Consider the following 14,942-nt stretch of genomic DNA (forward strand, 5'->3'; position numbering starts at 1 on the left):
GGGATGAGTGACCGCGAGATCGTACTGATGACGGATCACAGCTCGACGGAGGGCAGTCGCGCCGCTCTGGCCGCCGCGGTCGAGCTGCTCACGGGACGGCCGCCGGTGCTGGTCGACGCGCGGCACTTCCTGACCGGCGGCGCGGGCCGGACGCACGTCACGGACTCCGCGGTCCGCCTGGAGGTCCCCGCCGAGGGCATCGCGGTCACCCCGTCGGCCGTGCTGATCTATGAGGTCCAGCCGCCCGAGCGCCGCCGCTTCGAGCCGTTCCAGCGGCTGCTGCGACGGCATGGGACGGTCTCGCTGGGGACGGACGCCGATGCCTGGCGGGCGGCCACCGACAAGAACCTGACGACGGCGCGGTTCGCGCTCCACGGCATCCCGCACATGGAGACCGTCACCCTGACACGGCCGAGCGTGGACGCGGCCGCCACCGCGTTCGACCGGCTCGGCCGCGACGTCTGGGCCCGGCCCGCGCTCGGGACCTGCGGCAACGACGTCGTGCACATCACCACGTTCGAGCAGCTCTTCCAGGCGCTCGCCCGCTACGCCGACTCCGGGCAGGACTGGCTGATCTCGCGGGACGCCGGGAACTTCAACGCCGCCGGGCAGCGCCACCAGTTCCGCGTGTCGGTGCTCGACGGGCGCGCCGTGCAGGCGTGCGAACACGTCCAGGCGCGCCCCGACGTGCCCTGCAACGAGGCCCAGGGCGCGGCCTGCACCCCTATGCCGGTGGACGAACTGCCCGTGGACCTTTGCGAGCTGGCCGTCGCCGCCACGAAGTCCGTGGGGCTGCGCTTCGGCGGCGTCGACCTCGCCGCCGAGAACGGCGGTGCGGTCTTCGAGGTCAACGTCCACCCGATGCTCGGCGCAGCCCACCCGGCGGAGTCGGTGGCGGTCCCGTACGTGGAGGCGCACCTGGCCATGCTGTGACCGGTCGGCGCGCCGGCGGGCCCCGGGACGGAGATGGTGGACCTCGGCGGGCGGACCCTGCTGCCCGGCTTCGTCGACGCGCACAGCCATGTGTCACTGATCGGCTTCCAGGCGGGCGCGGCCAACCTGCTGCCTCCGCCCGACGGCCCGGTCGACGACATCGCCGCGCTGCGACGGGAGCTGGAGGCGTGGACGGCGAGCGAGAGCGGCGGCCGGTGGGAGTGGATTGTCGGCTTCGGCTACGACGACGCCCAATCGGCGGGCCGGGAGCACCCCACCCGCGACGACCTGGACGAGGTGTCCCGGGACCGGCCCGTACTGGTCATCCACCAGTCCAGCCATCTGGGCGCCGTCAACAGCAAGGCCCTCGAACTCCTCGGGTTCGACGCGGACTCGCCGGACCCGCAGGGTGGAGTCATCCGCAGGCGGCCCGGCAGTACCGAGCCCAACGGCGTCCTGGAGGAGGCCGCCTTCTTCCACGCCTGGGGGCTGTCGGCGAAGGACTTCGACGACGAGGAGCGGATCCGGCTGGTCCTGCTCGGCCAGCGGGCGATGGCCGCCTACGGCTTCACCACCGCGCAGGACGGGCGGGTGATGTCCCTCAAGGACCTGGAGGTGCTCGAATCGGCGGCGGCGCAGGGGCTGCTGGACATCGACGTGGTCGCCTACCCCGACGTCTCGCTGGCCGAGCACCTGAAGGACGCGGAGGTGTCCGTGCCACCGGGTGACACCGCTCGACGCGGTCAGGGCCGATCAAGGGCATCCGGGTGCTCCGGACCATCAAGGAGGGCAGGGCGGTCTACGTACGACAGCCCTGAACCGCCGTACAAGCAAGATCAGTTGGTGATCGTGACGCAGGGGAGGCCCACACTGGAGTCGCCGCGGAAGCCCTCCGCGCAGAGCCGGGTGCCCGGCGGGAAGTGGCGCTGGGGGTACGCCTGGTCCCGGTAGGTGCGGAACGCGGCGACGTCCTCCACCTTGGTGTCGGCGCTCCAGCCGTTGGTGGTCCACACGCGCGCCCTGATGCGGTGCGGCTGGTTGGTGTTGATCACCGACACCTCGACCCGGCCCAGATAGGTGCCGATGTCGTACGTCTCGATGCAGACGGAGTTGTTGCACCACTTGCCGGCCGCGGCCGCGGGCGGCCCGGCGGCGATGACACAGCCGAGCGCCGCGGCGGCGGTTCCGATTCCCGCGACGATCTTCTTGGTGATGGTGTGCACGGTGAGCGACCTCATGCGTTCCTCTTGGCCCGGCGCCTGGGTCCGGACGGCTGCTGTCTGTCCGGGCCGGACGCGTCCGGCCCACCGGACCAACGCAGGGGAAGGATCATGAGTTACGGGCCGCCGACCTCCACGTTCTAGGTGCCGGGTACGAAGTGGTTGTGCACCTGGGAGATCTTCGGCTCGGGGCCCTGGGGCAGTCCGGCCTCGGTCGCGAGCGGTGTCACGATCTCCATGAACTTCCGCATGTGCTGCTCGGACTCCCACAGGTCGGTGATCTGCACACCTCCGCCCGTCGGGACGCAGACGTGCGCCAGGCAGCCCTCGAAGGTGTTGCCGGACAGGGCCTGGAGCTTGGAGTTGAGGGCGTCGTACTGGTCCGTCGTCACACCGGGCAGCTCGATCTGCATCAAGATCGCCATCGGGTTCTCCTCCGCGGAACGGGTCTCCTGCCTCCCCACCGCCACGGTGGCGGTCCGTACCCAGGGCCAGCAGAGCACGCCCTTCTGCGCCGGGCATCCCGCCCGGCGCCGTACGAGTGCCTGTCCTGCGGGGATAGCGGTGCGTGACCGTTCCGGATGCGCGGTGCGGGCGGCGCTGGTTCCCTGGTGGCGTCCGCTCCCCCCACAGATCTCAGGAGTGATCATGAGCATTGCAGACGAGTCCGGCGGCCGTTCCCGGCAGATGCGCCAGAAGGCGGAGCAGCTGGAGCAGGCCGCGGAGCGCGCCAGTGACCCGGCGGAGCGTGACCGGCTGAAGGAGAAGGCGCGTCGGCTGCAGGAGGAGAGCAAGAAGACGGACCAGACGGGCAGCGGCGGCATCGACCCGATGTGACGCTCCCCGCGCGGTAGGAAGCCGGCCGGTGGACACCACTCCCGTGAACACGGGAGCGCGGTGTCACCGGTCGGCTTCCGCTGTGCCCAGAAGGGCGAGTGTGCCGGGAAGGGCGAGCGTGGCCCGCGCGCCGCCGCCGGCGGGGTTGTCGAAGGTGAGGCACGCGCCCAGCACCGCGGCCTGGCCCGTCGCGATGGTGAGCCCCAGGCCCAGACCCGTCCCCTCCGCGCCGGTACGGAAGCGCTGCGGGCCCTGGGCGATGAGGTGCTCGGGGAAACCCGTGCCGTGGTCCCGAACCCGTACGGTCGGGCCGTCGACCTCGACCAGGACGGGCTCGGCGCCGTGGCGCAGGGCGTTGGTGACCAGGTTGGTCAGCACCCGCTCCACCCGGCGCGGATCGGTCTCCACGGTGGCGTCGGTGACGACCTCGACGCGCACGTCCGGGGCGGTCCCGTCGGTGGCGGCGGGTCCCTCGGCCGCCGCTCGCACCACCCGCCGGGCCAGGGCGCTCAGCTCCACCCACCGCGACTCGGCCGCCTCCGTGCCGCTGTCGAGCCGGGCCACTTCGAGGACGTCCTCCATCAAGTCCCGCAGCCGGCCCGCCCGTTCCTTCACCATGTTCTCGGCGCGGCCGTCCGGCAGCAGTGCGGCGGCCGCGATCAGCCCGGCGACCGGGGTGCGCAGCTCGTGGGCGATGTTCGCGGTCACTTCGCGTTCGGCCCGGAGGCGGGCGGCGAGCGCGTCGGCCATCGCGTTGACGGCGTGGGTGAGGGTGGTGATCTCGTCCCGGCCGGTCTCCGGCAGCCGCGCGGTCAGGTCGCCGTCCGCGATCTGCTCGGCGCTGCGCGCGGACCGGCGCAGCCGTCTCGCGAACCGGGTGGCGAGGCCGAGCCCGATCACGGTGGCGACACCGGTGCCGACGGCGCCGGACTGCCACATGACGCGCTCGACCTCGTCGCTGAGGCCGTTGGAGGGGGTGCGGATGGCGAGGACGGTGCCGTCGCGCGACACCTCGGCGGCCCAGATCACGTTTCCGTGGTCGGTGCTCTGCACATAGGTGGCCGGGTGGCCGCCGAGGATCTTCGCGCGCAGCGGGCCGGGCAGGCCGGGCGGGTCGACCTCCAGGCCCAGGGTGGGCCTGCCCTGCTGTTCGGTGAGCCGGGCGGCGTACAGCAGGCGTTCGCGCTGGACGTCGCACTCGCGGTTGGTGAGCAGGACCGGTACCTGGCTCGCGGTGACCACCGCCGCGAGGGTGGCGGTCACGGTGATCGTGAGGCCTATCTTGAGTCGCAGTCCCATTTTCGCCGGCCTTGTCCCCCGTGGAGCGGTAGTTCGCGCCCGAGCCTACGGAACGCGGTCCGGCGGCCTCATGGAGGGGCCGCCCCGTCGGTGGTGAACGCCCGGTGTGCGGCGCGGCGCCAGCGGTTGGCGGGCAGGGCGGGGCGCAGCACGGCGAGGGCGCCGCAGTACTTGGTGAAGACGGCGGGCCGTACGCGGTGGGCGTGCAGCAGGCGGTCGGCCTCGGTGAGGTGTTCGGCCGACTTGGTCTCGACGAGCACCAGGCCGCTGTCGCAGCGCGCGGTCCGCCCGGTGCGCAGATCGACGCAGACCAGCCCGGCGTCGCAGGTGATACGGCGGCCGTCGGCCACGAACGTCGAGCGGAGGTAGTCGGTGCTGAGCGAGGGGCGCAGGACCGGCGGAGGCGCGATCTCGTAGGCGCGGTGGAGGGTGTCCGCGAGGAACGCCCGAGGACCGTCGTCCAGCGGGGTGTCCGTGCCCGTCAGGGGGCTGCGGTGTTTGACGGTGTCGCCCCGGCCGCCCTTGAGCTTGATCTCGAACTGCCGCTCGCCGCTGTCCGCGTAGAGCCGTTCGCGGATCTTGAAACGGAGGCGGCGGCCCTGGCGGTGGTCGTGGAAGGACCGGAGCTCGGGGGTGTCGTAGTAGACGGAGTGGTAGCGGAAGGCGCGGCGGTCGTCGATGGTCAGGGCCCGGAACGGCTCGCCGTGCTGGGACGGCCGGGTGAGCTGCCCGATCACACGCAGGAACGTCGTCGTGGGCACCAGATAGCTGCGGTCGAAGCGGGCGAGCAGCGCGGACCGCTCGTTCAGCTCGGCGAGGGAGATGGGACGGGCCCGGTGGGCCGCCTCCTCGATGGCCCGCACGGCCGCCGACGTGGGCGCGCAGGTGTCGGCGGTGAACGTGTCAGTGCTCATGCCGCGTCCAGGACGGGCTCGGCGCGGCGCACGGCCTCGGCGCCGGAGGACCGCCGACGGGCCGCGCCCGCGCCGGGCTCGCGGTAGCGGACGTCGAGGACCATGAGGTCGCGTACGAAGTCGACCTCCATGACCGACCAGTGCAGCGGCTCGCCCAGCCGCAGCGCGAGGTCCGCGCGGAGCGCGGCGGGGTCGCTGTGCACGGCGTCGAGGGTGATGACCGCGCGGCGCACTCCCGACAGCAGCCTCGGGTGGTCGGCGATGTAGACGACCAGCAGGAGCACGGCGCTGAGCGCGGCGGCGAATCCGAACGCCAGGTGCGGCAGCCCGCAGAGGAGGCCCAGGACGAGGGTGGTGAAGTAGTACGCCACCTCCTCGTGCTGCACGGCGTCCGAGCGCAGCCTGATGATCGACAGCACGCCGAAGAGCCCGAACCCGATCGCCGTGCCACCGCTGCCGCCGACTTCCGCGAGGGCCGCGACGATGGTGAACAGGGCCACGTTCAGGGACAGATACGCGGGTACCAGGTCGCGCCGCCGGTGTCTCGGGTAGTAGATCACGAAGGTCAGCAGACATATCGCCGTGAGGTCGAGACCGAGATGCGCGGTGAGGTGACGCAACGAGTCCATGGCTCCGCTCCTGTGAGTACGTGGTGAGACATCCAGACTTTAGGAGTACGGAGGGTGAACATTCGGCGACTTGGCGTTGAACAACACGGATCGTTGACGGGGCCGGGAGGTATTTGTCCGATACCGCGCGGCAGGTGTCGCGTTCGGCGCTCTTGCCGGACGGGGGTCAGTGCTGGTTGAGGCGGCCGGTGGCGCCCCGGCTATCGCGTACGCGCCATGGCCACGAGCCCTTCGACCACCCGCACCAGGTCCGCGGCACTGCCCGCGGTCTTGAGGTCGGTCCGGTACTTCCCGTTGACGAGGAAGGTGGGGACGCCCTGGACACCGGCTCGCAGCGCCTGTGCCTTGGCGGCGGCCAACTGCCCCTTCACGCCGAAGGAGTTGAGGACCGCCAGATACCGCGCGCGGTCGACGCCGAGCCGGGCGAGGAAGTCCGCCTGCTCGTCGGGCTCGGCCAGCCGCTTCCCGTCGTGCTGGACGGCCTCGTACACGGCCCGCATCGTCGCGGTGTCGGCGTGCGCCAGGGCTTCGAGTGCGAAGTGCATCTGCGCGTGGCCGTCCCACGGCCCGCCGAAGGGAGCCGGGACCCGGACGAACGTCACCCCGGTCTGCCTGCCCGCCCAGCGGCGCACGGTCGGCTCGATGGCGTACGAGTGCGGGTCCCCGTACCAGAAGAACTCCCACACCTCGACCGTGCCGGCCGTGGTCCTCGGGGCGGGTGGAGACAGCTCCACGTACTGCCCGCCCGACACGATCTCGTCTGCCATACGTCGTTCTTCCTCACCTGAGAGCCGCCGCCTTGGCCGGGGCCGTTTTTTCGCCGGGGCGGTCCGCTTGCGTTGGAGTGCGCTCCAGCCTCTAGTTTCGGTCATATGAACAGCGCACAGAACTCCGGAACCGCTTCCCCCGCCTCTCCCGCCGCCACGACCGCCGACGAGCGCTTCGAGCGCGGCCTCGCGCTGCTGCGCAAGGTCGGCGGCAAGGAGCGGCCCGCCGTGCTCGACAGCACTGCGGACATCGCCCCCGACCTCGGCCGGATGACGGTCTCCTTCGGTTACGGGGAGCTCATGGCCAACGACCGGCTCACCCTCCACGAGCGCCAGCTCGCCACCGTCGCCGCGCTGGCCGCGATGGGCACGGCCCCCGCCCAGCTGCGCTTCCACATTGACGGCGCGCTCAACGTGGGCGTGAGCCCGGCGGAGGTCGTGGAGGTGCTCATCCACACCGCCGTGTACGCGGGTGTGCCCGCGGCGCTCAACGGCATCGCGGTGGCGCGCGACGCGTTCCGCGCGCGGCCCGGGCTCGCCTATGAGCCGACCGACACGGGCGAGCGCGACCAGCGGTACGAGCGGGGCCTCGCCAAGCTCGCCGAGGTGGACGGCCACGCGGGGGACGCCGTCGTCGCCTCCCTCCAGGACATCGCGCCCGACCTGGGGCGCTACATCATCGAGTTCGCGTTCGGCGACGTCTACTCCCGTCCCGCCCTCGACCTCAAGTCCCGCGAGCTGGCCACCGTCGCCATGTGCACGGCCCTCGGCACCGCGGCCCCTCAGCTGCGCGTGCACATCCACGGCCTCCTCAACGTCGGCGGCACCCGCGAGGAGGTCGTCGAGGTCATCACGCAGATGGCCGGATACGCCGGTTTCCCCGCGGCCCTCAACGGGATCGCGGCGGCGCGCGAGGTGTTCGCGGAGCGTTCGGAGGGCTGAACCGCCTTGCCGGGCAAGGGAGTTCAGCAGCCCGGCGAGGCCGCGCCGATCCGGAGGGTGTCGGCGGCGGTGCCGCAGCAACCACCCGACGCCCCGCCCTCGGGTTCGTCGAACAGGCCCGCGCCGCCGCAGACCCCGGTCTCCGGGAGGGTGAGCTCGACGCGTGCGGCGGCCTCGTGGTCGCCCGCGAGGGCCGCGGCGACGGAGCGGACCTGCTCGTAGCCGGTCAGGGCGAGGAAGGTCGGGGCGCGACCGTAGGACTTCATGCCGACCAGGTGGACGCCGCTCTCCGGGTGGGAGAGCTCCTTGACGCCGTGCGGGTACACGGTGCCGCAGGAGTGCGCATTGGGGTCGATCAGCGGCGCGAGCCCGACCGGGGCTTCGAGGCGCTCGTCCAGGGCGAGCCGGAGCTCACGGAGGAACGAGAGGTCCGGGCGCAGGCCCGTCAGGCCGATGACCTCGTGGACCGGATCCAGCCGTCGGCCGTCGTCCCCGACCAGGACGAGCCCGTCGGCCGCCCGCTCCACGGCGGCGACGCGGAACCCGGTGACCGCGTCGGCGTGCCCGTCGTCGACAGCGGCCTTGGCGGCGAGGCCCAGCGCGCCGCGCGCGGGCAGCTGGTCCGCCTCCCCGCCACCGAAGGTGGAGCCGGAGATACCGCGCCGCAGGATCCACACGGCGTGCGTACCGGGGGTCTCCCTGGCCAGCGCGGCGAGGGAGGCGAGCGCCGTGAAGGCGGAGGCGCCGGAGCCGACGACCGCGGTGCGCCTGCCCGCGTAACGGGCCCGTACGGCAGGGTCCTTGAGGTCGGGGACGCGGTACGAGATCCGGTCGGCGGCCGCACGCTCGCCCGGCGCCGGGAGCCCGTCGCCGCCGAGGGGGCCGGGGGTGGACCAGGTGCCGGAGGCGTCGATCACGGCGCGGGCGAGCAGGCGCTCCTCGGCTCCGTCGGCGTTCACGACGTGCACGGTGAAGGGCTGCCGCTCGCGGTCGGCGTCGACCACGCGGTCGCGGCCGGTGCGGGAGACGCCCGTGACGCGGGCGCCGTAGCGGACCCGGCCGCCCAGGGCGTCGGCCAGCGGCTGGAGGTAGCGGGCGGCCCAGTCGCCGCCGGTGGGGCAGGCGGCGCCGTCCGGCCGGGTCCAGCCGGTCGGGGCGAGGAGCTTCTCGGCGGCCGGGTCGACGACCTCGACCCAGGGGGAGAAGAGGCGTACGTGCGACCACTCGCGCACCGCGCTTCCGGCGGCCGGCCCGGCCTCCAGGACCAGGGGTTCGATACCGCGCTCGACGAGATGGGCGGCGGCGGCCAGGCCGACGGGTCCGGCGCCGATGACCACGGCCGGGAGGGTGGGGTGCTCGCTCATGGGGTTCGCGCTCATGGGGTGCTCCGCTGAGGGGTGCGCCGATCGCCTGTATCGACGTTTGTCAATATCCTGGACGTCTTCGAGCTTGCTCCTTGCATTGATGGATGTCAATATTGACGTATGTCGAATCAGCGAGTGGTGGAGCTGCCGGTCCTCGACGAGCCGGGGGTCCCGTGCTGCCCGCCGCTGACCGAGCGGCCGCTGACGGCGGAGGAGGCCGAGCGGACCGCGACGATGTTCAAGGCGCTCGGGGATCCGGTGCGGTTGCGGCTGTTCTCGCTGGTCGCCTCGCATGCGGGCGGGGAGGCGTGCGTGTGCGACATCTCCGACGTCGGCGTCTCGCAGCCGACCGTCTCCCATCACCTGAAGAAGCTCAAGGACGCCGGACTGCTCAGCTCCGAGCGGCGAGGGACGTGGGTGTACTACCGGGTCGAGCCCGGCGTGCTGGCGGCGATGGGGCAGTTGCTCGGCGCCGCCGCGCGCTGACTCCCTGGTTCAGGCGGTCGGCGTGGGCCGGGCGAAGATGAGCGCGACCAGGGCGAGCCCCACCGCCGCCCCGGCCAGCTGGGCGCCGACGAACGCCGGGGCCGAGCCGGGTGCTATGCCCGCGAAGGTGTCAGTGAAGGCCCGCCCCACCGTCACCGCCGGGTTGGCGAACGAGGTCGACGAGGTGAACCAGTACGCGGCGCCGATGTAGGAGGCGACCGCGACCGGGGCGAACCGGAGGCGGTCGGTGCGGGCCAGGCCGAAGATCAGCAGGACCAGCCCGGCCGTGGCCACCACCTCGCCGAGCAGCAGGTGTCCGGCGGAGCGGTCGTGGGTGGACCACTTCACCAGCGGCACCCCGAACATGGCGTCCGCCAGGACCGCGCCCGCGATCGCGCCGGTGAGCTGCGCGGACAGGTACACGGCCACCTCGCGGGCGTCGACCCCGGCGCCGTCGCGCCGGGCGGTCCACCACTGCGCCAGGGTGACCGCGGGGTTGAAGTGGGCGCCGGAGACCGGGCCGAGGAGGGTGATCAGCACGCCGAGGCCGAAGACGGTGGCGATCGAGTTGGCCAGCAGTTGCAGCCCGACGTCATGGGTGAGCGCGGTGGCCTGGATGCCGGAGCCGACGACGACCGCCACGAGGGCCGCCGTACCGGTGAATTCGGCGGCGGCCTTGGCCGCCAACGGGGCGGCGCCGGTTTCGGGCTGGCGCGCGTCGGCACCTGTCACGGGGGCGGTGCCGACGGGCTCGGTGGCGGTCAAGGTTCTCCTCGTACGTACGGGTAAAACGCGGGGGCGCGAGAGGTTAGGGGCAGGACCGCTTGAGGTTCGCCTCGGCGGTGATCCGCGCCCTCTGGGCCAGGTCGGCGAACTGACCGGCGAGGGTCTCGATGACGTCGGGGCGCAGCCGGTAATAGGTGAACCGTCCGCACGGCTCCGTGTCGACGACCCCGGCCTCGCGCAGCACCTTCAGATGGTTGGAGAGGTTGGTCTGCTTGGCGCCGGTCTCCTCCACGAGGTGCGTGGTGCACAGCGTCTCGCGGGCGAGCAGGGTCACGATCCGGAGTCTGAGGGGGTCGGCCAGCACCCGAATCAGATCAGTGTCGACTGACGTCATCATGGGCTGATACTGTCACATCATTCGGAGCTGATGCCAGTACGTACTGATCCCAACGGCTCCCGGACTCCCGACCGCGAACGAACGAAGTCGAAAGCAGGCGCCATGTCCTCGGCCGCCACCTCCTCCGGCAGGCCCTCCGTCCTGTTCGTCTGCGTCCACAACGCCGGCCGCTCCCAGATGGCCGCCGCCTGGCTGGCCCATCTGGCCGGGGACCGCGTCGAGGTCCGCTCGGCGGGCTCGAACCCGGGCGAGGCGGTCAATCCGGCAGCCGTCGAGGCCATGCGCGAGGTCGGCATCGACATCTCCGCAGAGGTCCCGAAGATCCTCACCGTGGACGCGGTGAAGGAGTCGGACGTGTGCATCACGATGGGCTGCGGCGACACCTGCCCCGTCTTCCCCGGCAAGCGGTACCTCGACTGGAAGCTGGACGACCCGGCCGGTCAGGGCGTGGCGGCCGTGCGCCCCATCCGCGATGAGATCAGGGTCCTGGTGGAGGGCCTGATCTCCGAGATCGCGCCGGGGCCCACGGCCTGAGAGCCTGGAAGTGCGCGACGCACGGCCGTTCCCGGTGGGGGAACGGCCGTGTGCCTCAGTGCTCGGCGTCCGCGAACGCCACCCGCATGCTGCGCTTCAGCGCCTTCCCCGTGACGCCCACGTGTTCGTCGGCGCCCTTGACGAGTATCTTCTCGATCGGCGGCCAGCTCCGCTCCGCCAGCAGGGCGTTGATACGTGACCGAAGGTCCGCCAACTCCGCCTCGGAGGACGGCACGTCGATCGTCAGGACGGGCACCTGGCTGTCGCCGTCACCGCTCTCCACCCCGACGATCGAGCAGTCGACGAGATCGGGGAAGTGACGCAGTATCAGCTCCTCGGCCTGCGCGCTGTAGAGGACGCCGTTGACGGTGGTGATCCGGTCCGTCGTCCGGTCCACGTGGTAGTAGAGGCCGTCGTCGCTGCGGTAGGCGAGGTCGCCGGTCAGCCAGTAGCCCTGGATCCGGTTCTTCTCGCTGAGCAGGCTGTTGTTCCAGTAACCACCCGTGATCGTGGGCGACTTGAGGGCGAGACGGCCCACCGTCCCGTTCGCCACGGGCTCGTCGTCGGCGTCGAAGATCTCGACCTCCACCCAGGCGAACGGCCGTCCGATGCACCGCTGGTAGCGGTCGCTCGTGGGGGTGTGCACCGTACGGAACATGGCGAAGCCGAATTCGGACGAGCCGAAGTTGTCGATGAACAGCGAACCGGGCTGCGGGTTTCCGTCCCGGTCGACGTGGTTGCCGCGCGCCACCAGTTTGCGTATGTGCCGTTCGTGGTTGGCGTCGCCGGTCGACATCCACCGGGCGACCGAGGACAGGTCGTACGCGTCCAGGTCGACATGGCACAGGTCCACGAAGGTCTTGGGGAAGCCCGCGACCAGGTGCGGCCGGAACTCCTGGACGGCGAGGGCGATGTCCTCGGGGCCCCGGCGGGTCGCGAGGAGGGTGGTGGCGCGGCGGGCGACCGCCGACATCAGTACGGAGATCGCGGACGCGTGGCTCTGCGGCAGGGCGGACAGGATGCGGGTGCCGAGGTCGGCCCCGATCTGCTGCTTGACCCCGAAGAAGAACCCCTTGTGGTTGAACTGCACGGCCTTGGGGATGCCCGTGGTCCCGGAGGTGTGCGCGATCAGCACCGGGTCGTCGTCCTCGTGCGTGAAGAGCTTGAAAGAGCCCTGACCGTACGGCTCCTCGGTGTAGTACGTGATCGGCAGCCGGTCCTCGGCGAGCCGCTCGGGGTCGGAGACCACGGCGGCCGCCCCGACGTGCTCGATGAACCGCGCCGCGATCTCCGGGGGCAGCGAGCTGTTCACGAACACCGGGATCGCGCCGATCTTCGTCAGCGCGATGTAGTGCAGGAGGTAGCGGACGCTCTCCGTGACGAAGACCGCCACCGGGTCCTTGGGGCGGATGCCGTCGGCGTAGTACCCGGCGGCCACCCGGTCGGTGAGCTCGTCGAGCGCCGACAGCGAAAGTCTCTCGTGTACGGACCCGGTGGGAGCGCGATAGGGCTGGTCGAGCTCGATCACGGTCTCGGTCGTCTCGCTCGCCGCCGCTGCCGCCAGCCGGAAGAAGTTGCCGGCGCCGAGCCCGTCGGTCCCGATCAGGCCGAGCGGATCCGTTCCCTGCGGGGCGTGGGTGCGGGTGGCGTCCGTGCGGTCGGTCGTCATGTGTAACGCTCCATCGCTGTGCGGATGTCCTGGGGAATGGGGATCGGGCCGTGTCCGTCGAGCGAGGTGGTCACCAGCACCGCGCGGATCCGGGCGCGCACGTCCTGTCCCGCCGCCCCGGCACACTCGTAACGCAGCTCGAACGACGACTTTCCGATGCGCTCGACGGTGAGCGTGATGTCCAGCGGGTCGCCGAGCCGGCTCGGCGCGAGGAAGTCGCATTCGAGGCGGACGGTGGGGATGCCGATCCGGCGGTCGGCGAAGAGTCCGGCATAGCCGACGTCCAGCCCCGTCTCGAACCAGTCCTGGAGCACCTCGTTGATGAGCAGCAGATACTGCGGGTAGAAGACGATTCCCGCCGGATCGCAGTGATGGAAGAAGACGCGCTTGCGCTGGGTGAATCCGGTCGGGCCCGGTTCAGGCGGAAGCAGGGTCACCGCTCACCCCTTCCAGCTCGGCCGACGGGTCGGAGTCCTCGGCGGGGGTGCCGCGCAGCCGGAAGCGCTGGACCTTCCCGGTGCCGGCCCGGGGGAGCGCGTCGCAGAAGGCGATGACGCGCGGATACTTGTAGGGCGCCATCTCCACCTTGGCGAACTGCTGGAGTTCCAGGACCAGTTCGGGGGAGGGAAGGTACCCCGCCGCGAGCACGACATGGGCCTGCACCACCGCGCCGCGCTCGTCGTCGGGAGCGGCGACCGCCGCGCACTCCCGCACGGCCGGATGCGTCAGGAGCGTGCCTTCGACCTCGACCGGCGAGATGTTGTACCCGGCCGACACGATCATGTCGTCCAGCCGGGCGTGGTAGTGGAGATACCCGTCCTTGTCGGCCCAGCAGGCGTCGCCGGTGAGGTTCCAGCCGTTGCGTACGTAGTCCACCTGGCGGTCGTCGTCGAGATAGCGGCAGCCCGTGGGCCCCTTGACGGCCAGCGCGCCGACCTCGCCGTACGGCAGGGGGCGGCCCGCGTCGTCGACGATCGCGGCGAGGTAGCCCGGCACCGGGCGCCCCAGCGCGCCGGGCCGGGTCTCGGCCTCGTCGCCCCGCATCGCGATGAAGATGTGCAGCATCTCCGTGGAGCCGAGCCCGTCGATCAGGTCGTGGCCGGTGCGCTGCTTCCACATCTTGCGGGTGACCGGCGGCAGCGGCTCGCCCGCCGAGACGCACTCGCGCAGCGACGACATGGCGTACGGGGCGGCCGGGTCCATGCACATGGCGCGGTAGGCCGTCGGGCCGCTGAAGCAGACGGTGGCGCGGAACTCGTCTATGGCGCGGGCCAGTTGCTGCGGCGAGACACGGTCGAGCAGCACCACGGAGGCGCCGATGTGCAGGGGGAAGAGCAGCAGCCCGCCGAGGCCGTATGTGAACGCCAGCGAGGGGGTGCCGATGAACCGGTCGTCGCTCGTGGCCCGCAGTACGTGCTGGGGGAAGGAGCGGCACACCGCCATCACGTCGCGGTGGGAGTGCACGGTCGCCTTCGGCATCCCCGTGGTGCCGGAGGTGAAGGCGATCAGACACGGGTCGGTCGCGGCGGTGTCGACGGGCGGGAACCAGTCGGAGTGGTCGGCCATGGCCGCTTCGAGGTCCGTGCCCGGATCCTCCGCCGCGTCCCAGTCCCCGCGGGCCCCGTCGAGGAAGTACATCGTCCGCAGCGGGCTCCCGTCGGTCCGCGCCGACTCCAGCTCGGCGCGGAGAGCGGACTCGCACAGGGCGTGGGTGATACGGGCCTTGTCGATCACGTACGCGAGCTCCTTGGCCCGCAGCAGCGGCATCGTGGCCACCACCACCCCGCCCGCCCGCACCACCGCGAGCCAGATCGCCACCAGCATCGGGGTGTTGGCGCCCCTGAGCAGCACCCGGTTGCCGGGCACCAGGCCCATGTCCTCGGTGAGTACGTGCGCGATGCGGGAGACGGTGGCGAGGAGTTCCGCGTACGTCCAGCGCACCCCGTGCGGCGAGAGCACGGCGAGTCGGCCCGCGCGGTCCGCCGGACCCGAGGGGCCGTCGAGGAGCTCGGTCGCGCAGTTCAGCCGGGGCGGAAAGCGGAGTGTGGGCAGGTCGAGCAGCATGTCCGGCTGGAGGGCGGCGGGCGGCAGGTGGTCCTGGACGAAGGTGTCGAGGTGTGCGGTGCCGACCTGCGGGGATGCGGATGGTGGGGCGGAGGACGGTAATGGGGAGCGAAAGGGGGATGGGGTGCTCAACTGCCTGCCCTTCAGTGTGACGTCCGGTC

Annotated in this window: 18 protein-coding genes; 6 read left to right on the top strand and 12 right to left on the bottom strand. The window is 71.7% G+C overall.

Features of this window, described 5'->3' with window-relative positions; all coding sequences use genetic code 11:
* Positions 1–3 precede the first annotated feature (3 nt).
* The gene (locus BX283_RS35315) at positions 4–933 is read left to right on the top strand and encodes a RimK family alpha-L-glutamate ligase (RefSeq protein WP_101391463.1); all 930 of its coding nucleotides are present in this window, start codon (positions 4–6) and stop codon (positions 931–933) included.
* A gap of 33 nt (positions 934–966) precedes the next feature.
* The gene (locus BX283_RS35320) at positions 967–1,884 is read left to right on the top strand and encodes an amidohydrolase family protein (protein WP_101391464.1); all 918 of its coding nucleotides are present in this window, start codon (positions 967–969) and stop codon (positions 1,882–1,884) included.
* On the opposite strand, the gene BX283_RS35325 is transcribed toward BX283_RS35320, so the two are convergent.
* Both BX283_RS35325 and BX283_RS35330 read right to left on the bottom strand, forming a co-directional pair.
* Positions 1,770–2,171, bottom strand: a complete 402-nt coding sequence (locus BX283_RS35325; protein ID WP_101391465.1) for a hypothetical protein — start codon at positions 2,169–2,171, stop codon at positions 1,770–1,772. The two genes, BX283_RS35320 and BX283_RS35325, sit on opposite strands and share 115 nt — an antisense overlap.
* A gap of 122 nt (positions 2,172–2,293) precedes the next feature.
* Complete coding sequence (locus BX283_RS35330; RefSeq protein ID WP_143676541.1) at positions 2,294–2,578, bottom strand: hypothetical protein; 285 nt, start codon at positions 2,576–2,578, stop codon at positions 2,294–2,296.
* Positions 2,579–2,801: 223 nt separating this feature from the next.
* Between BX283_RS35330 and BX283_RS35335 the strand changes: the two genes are divergently transcribed.
* A complete protein-coding gene (locus BX283_RS35335; RefSeq protein WP_101391467.1) occupies positions 2,802–2,990 on the top strand; it encodes a DUF6381 family protein in 189 nt (62 codons plus the stop codon).
* A gap of 63 nt (positions 2,991–3,053) precedes the next feature.
* On the opposite strand, the gene BX283_RS35340 is transcribed toward BX283_RS35335, so the two are convergent.
* The 4 genes from BX283_RS35340 to BX283_RS35355 all read right to left on the bottom strand — a co-directional run bounded on the left by BX283_RS35340 (position 3,054) and on the right by BX283_RS35355 (position 6,599).
* Positions 3,054–4,289 (bottom strand): HAMP domain-containing sensor histidine kinase, encoded by a 1,236-nt coding sequence (locus BX283_RS35340; RefSeq protein WP_101391468.1) that lies wholly within the window; start codon positions 4,287–4,289, stop codon positions 3,054–3,056.
* Positions 4,290–4,357: 68 nt separating this feature from the next.
* Positions 4,358–5,203: a polyphosphate polymerase domain-containing protein gene (locus BX283_RS35345; RefSeq protein ID WP_101391469.1), complete on the bottom strand. Its 846-nt coding sequence runs from the start codon at positions 5,201–5,203 to the stop codon at positions 4,358–4,360.
* Positions 5,200–5,832, bottom strand: a complete 633-nt coding sequence (locus BX283_RS35350) for a DUF4956 domain-containing protein (RefSeq protein WP_101391470.1) — start codon at positions 5,830–5,832, stop codon at positions 5,200–5,202. Before BX283_RS35350 ends, BX283_RS35345 begins: the two co-directional genes overlap by 4 nt.
* A 200-nt stretch (positions 5,833–6,032) precedes the next feature.
* Positions 6,033–6,599: a thiol:disulfide interchange protein DsbA/DsbL gene (locus tag BX283_RS35355; protein ID WP_101391471.1), complete on the bottom strand. Its 567-nt coding sequence runs from the start codon at positions 6,597–6,599 to the stop codon at positions 6,033–6,035.
* 105 nt (positions 6,600–6,704) lie between these two features.
* On the opposite strand from BX283_RS35355, the gene BX283_RS35360 reads away from it, so the two are divergent.
* The gene (locus BX283_RS35360) at positions 6,705–7,541 is read left to right on the top strand and encodes a carboxymuconolactone decarboxylase family protein (protein WP_101391472.1); all 837 of its coding nucleotides are present in this window, start codon (positions 6,705–6,707) and stop codon (positions 7,539–7,541) included.
* Positions 7,542–7,564: 23 nt separating this feature from the next.
* Here the strand turns inward: BX283_RS35360 and BX283_RS35365 are convergent, their stop codons facing one another.
* Positions 7,565–8,920: an NAD(P)-binding domain-containing protein gene (locus BX283_RS35365; protein ID WP_257584083.1), complete on the bottom strand. Its 1,356-nt coding sequence runs from the start codon at positions 8,918–8,920 to the stop codon at positions 7,565–7,567.
* A 105-nt stretch (positions 8,921–9,025) separates the two neighbouring features.
* Here BX283_RS35365 and BX283_RS35370 point away from each other — a divergent pair, with 105 nt between their 5' ends.
* Positions 9,026–9,391, top strand: coding sequence for a helix-turn-helix transcriptional regulator (locus tag BX283_RS35370; protein WP_101391474.1), 366 nt, complete (start codon positions 9,026–9,028; stop codon positions 9,389–9,391).
* A gap of 9 nt (positions 9,392–9,400) precedes the next feature.
* On the opposite strand, the gene BX283_RS35375 is transcribed toward BX283_RS35370, so the two are convergent.
* Together BX283_RS35375 and BX283_RS35380 are read right to left on the bottom strand one after the other, a co-directional pair.
* Positions 9,401–10,156 carry an MIP/aquaporin family protein gene (locus BX283_RS35375; RefSeq protein WP_101391475.1) on the bottom strand — a complete coding sequence of 252 codons (756 nt, stop codon included), beginning with the start codon at positions 10,154–10,156 and terminating at the stop codon, positions 9,401–9,403.
* 43 nt (positions 10,157–10,199) lie between these two features.
* Positions 10,200–10,514, bottom strand: a complete 315-nt coding sequence (locus BX283_RS35380) for a helix-turn-helix transcriptional regulator (RefSeq protein ID WP_101391476.1) — start codon at positions 10,512–10,514, stop codon at positions 10,200–10,202.
* Between the two features lie 102 nt (positions 10,515–10,616).
* On the opposite strand from BX283_RS35380, the gene BX283_RS35385 reads away from it, so the two are divergent.
* Complete coding sequence (locus BX283_RS35385; protein WP_101391477.1) at positions 10,617–11,048, top strand: arsenate reductase ArsC; 432 nt, start codon at positions 10,617–10,619, stop codon at positions 11,046–11,048.
* Between the two features lie 55 nt (positions 11,049–11,103).
* Here BX283_RS35385 and BX283_RS35390 read toward each other — a convergent pair whose 3' ends face one another.
* From BX283_RS35390 to BX283_RS35400, 3 genes are read right to left on the bottom strand one after another with little or no spacing between them, the layout of a single operon-like run.
* Positions 11,104–12,717 (bottom strand): class I adenylate-forming enzyme family protein, encoded by a 1,614-nt coding sequence (locus BX283_RS35390; RefSeq protein WP_101391478.1) that lies wholly within the window; start codon positions 12,715–12,717, stop codon positions 11,104–11,106.
* Positions 12,714–13,154, bottom strand: coding sequence for a thioesterase family protein (locus BX283_RS35395; RefSeq protein ID WP_101391479.1), 441 nt, complete (start codon positions 13,152–13,154; stop codon positions 12,714–12,716). Before BX283_RS35395 ends, BX283_RS35390 begins: the two co-directional genes overlap by 4 nt.
* A complete protein-coding gene (locus BX283_RS35400; RefSeq protein WP_257584084.1) occupies positions 13,135–14,913 on the bottom strand; it encodes an AMP-binding protein in 1,779 nt (592 codons plus the stop codon). The genes BX283_RS35395 and BX283_RS35400 overlap by 20 nt, the downstream gene beginning before the upstream one ends.
* Positions 14,914–14,942 lie beyond the last annotated feature (29 nt).

Origin of the sequence: Streptomyces sp. TLI_146 (assembly GCF_002846415.1) — a bacterium.
In the GTDB taxonomy this organism is placed as follows: domain Bacteria; phylum Actinomycetota; class Actinomycetes; order Streptomycetales; family Streptomycetaceae; genus Streptomyces.

Coding starts and splice junctions, on each gene's coding strand:
- BX283_RS35315 (WP_101391463.1), top strand. CDS start 4: ATGAGTGACCGCGAGATCGTACTGATGACGGATCACAGCTCGACGGAG.
- BX283_RS35320 (WP_101391464.1), top strand. CDS start 967: ATGGTGGACCTCGGCGGGCGGACCCTGCTGCCCGGCTTCGTCGACGCG.
- BX283_RS35325 (WP_101391465.1), bottom strand. CDS start 2,171: ATGAGGTCGCTCACCGTGCACACCATCACCAAGAAGATCGTCGCGGGA.
- BX283_RS35330 (WP_143676541.1), bottom strand. CDS start 2,578: ATGGCGATCTTGATGCAGATCGAGCTGCCCGGTGTGACGACGGACCAG.
- BX283_RS35335 (WP_101391467.1), top strand. CDS start 2,802: ATGAGCATTGCAGACGAGTCCGGCGGCCGTTCCCGGCAGATGCGCCAG.
- BX283_RS35340 (WP_101391468.1), bottom strand. CDS start 4,289: ATGGGACTGCGACTCAAGATAGGCCTCACGATCACCGTGACCGCCACC.
- BX283_RS35345 (WP_101391469.1), bottom strand. CDS start 5,203: ATGAGCACTGACACGTTCACCGCCGACACCTGCGCGCCCACGTCGGCG.
- BX283_RS35350 (WP_101391470.1), bottom strand. CDS start 5,832: ATGGACTCGTTGCGTCACCTCACCGCGCATCTCGGTCTCGACCTCACG.
- BX283_RS35355 (WP_101391471.1), bottom strand. CDS start 6,599: ATGGCAGACGAGATCGTGTCGGGCGGGCAGTACGTGGAGCTGTCTCCA.
- BX283_RS35360 (WP_101391472.1), top strand. CDS start 6,705: ATGAACAGCGCACAGAACTCCGGAACCGCTTCCCCCGCCTCTCCCGCC.
- BX283_RS35365 (WP_257584083.1), bottom strand. CDS start 8,920: ATGAGCGCGAACCCCATGAGCGAGCACCCCACCCTCCCGGCCGTGGTC.
- BX283_RS35370 (WP_101391474.1), top strand. CDS start 9,026: ATGTCGAATCAGCGAGTGGTGGAGCTGCCGGTCCTCGACGAGCCGGGG.
- BX283_RS35380 (WP_101391476.1), bottom strand. CDS start 10,514: ATGATGACGTCAGTCGACACTGATCTGATTCGGGTGCTGGCCGACCCC.
- BX283_RS35385 (WP_101391477.1), top strand. CDS start 10,617: ATGTCCTCGGCCGCCACCTCCTCCGGCAGGCCCTCCGTCCTGTTCGTC.
- BX283_RS35390 (WP_101391478.1), bottom strand. CDS start 12,717: ATGACGACCGACCGCACGGACGCCACCCGCACCCACGCCCCGCAGGGA.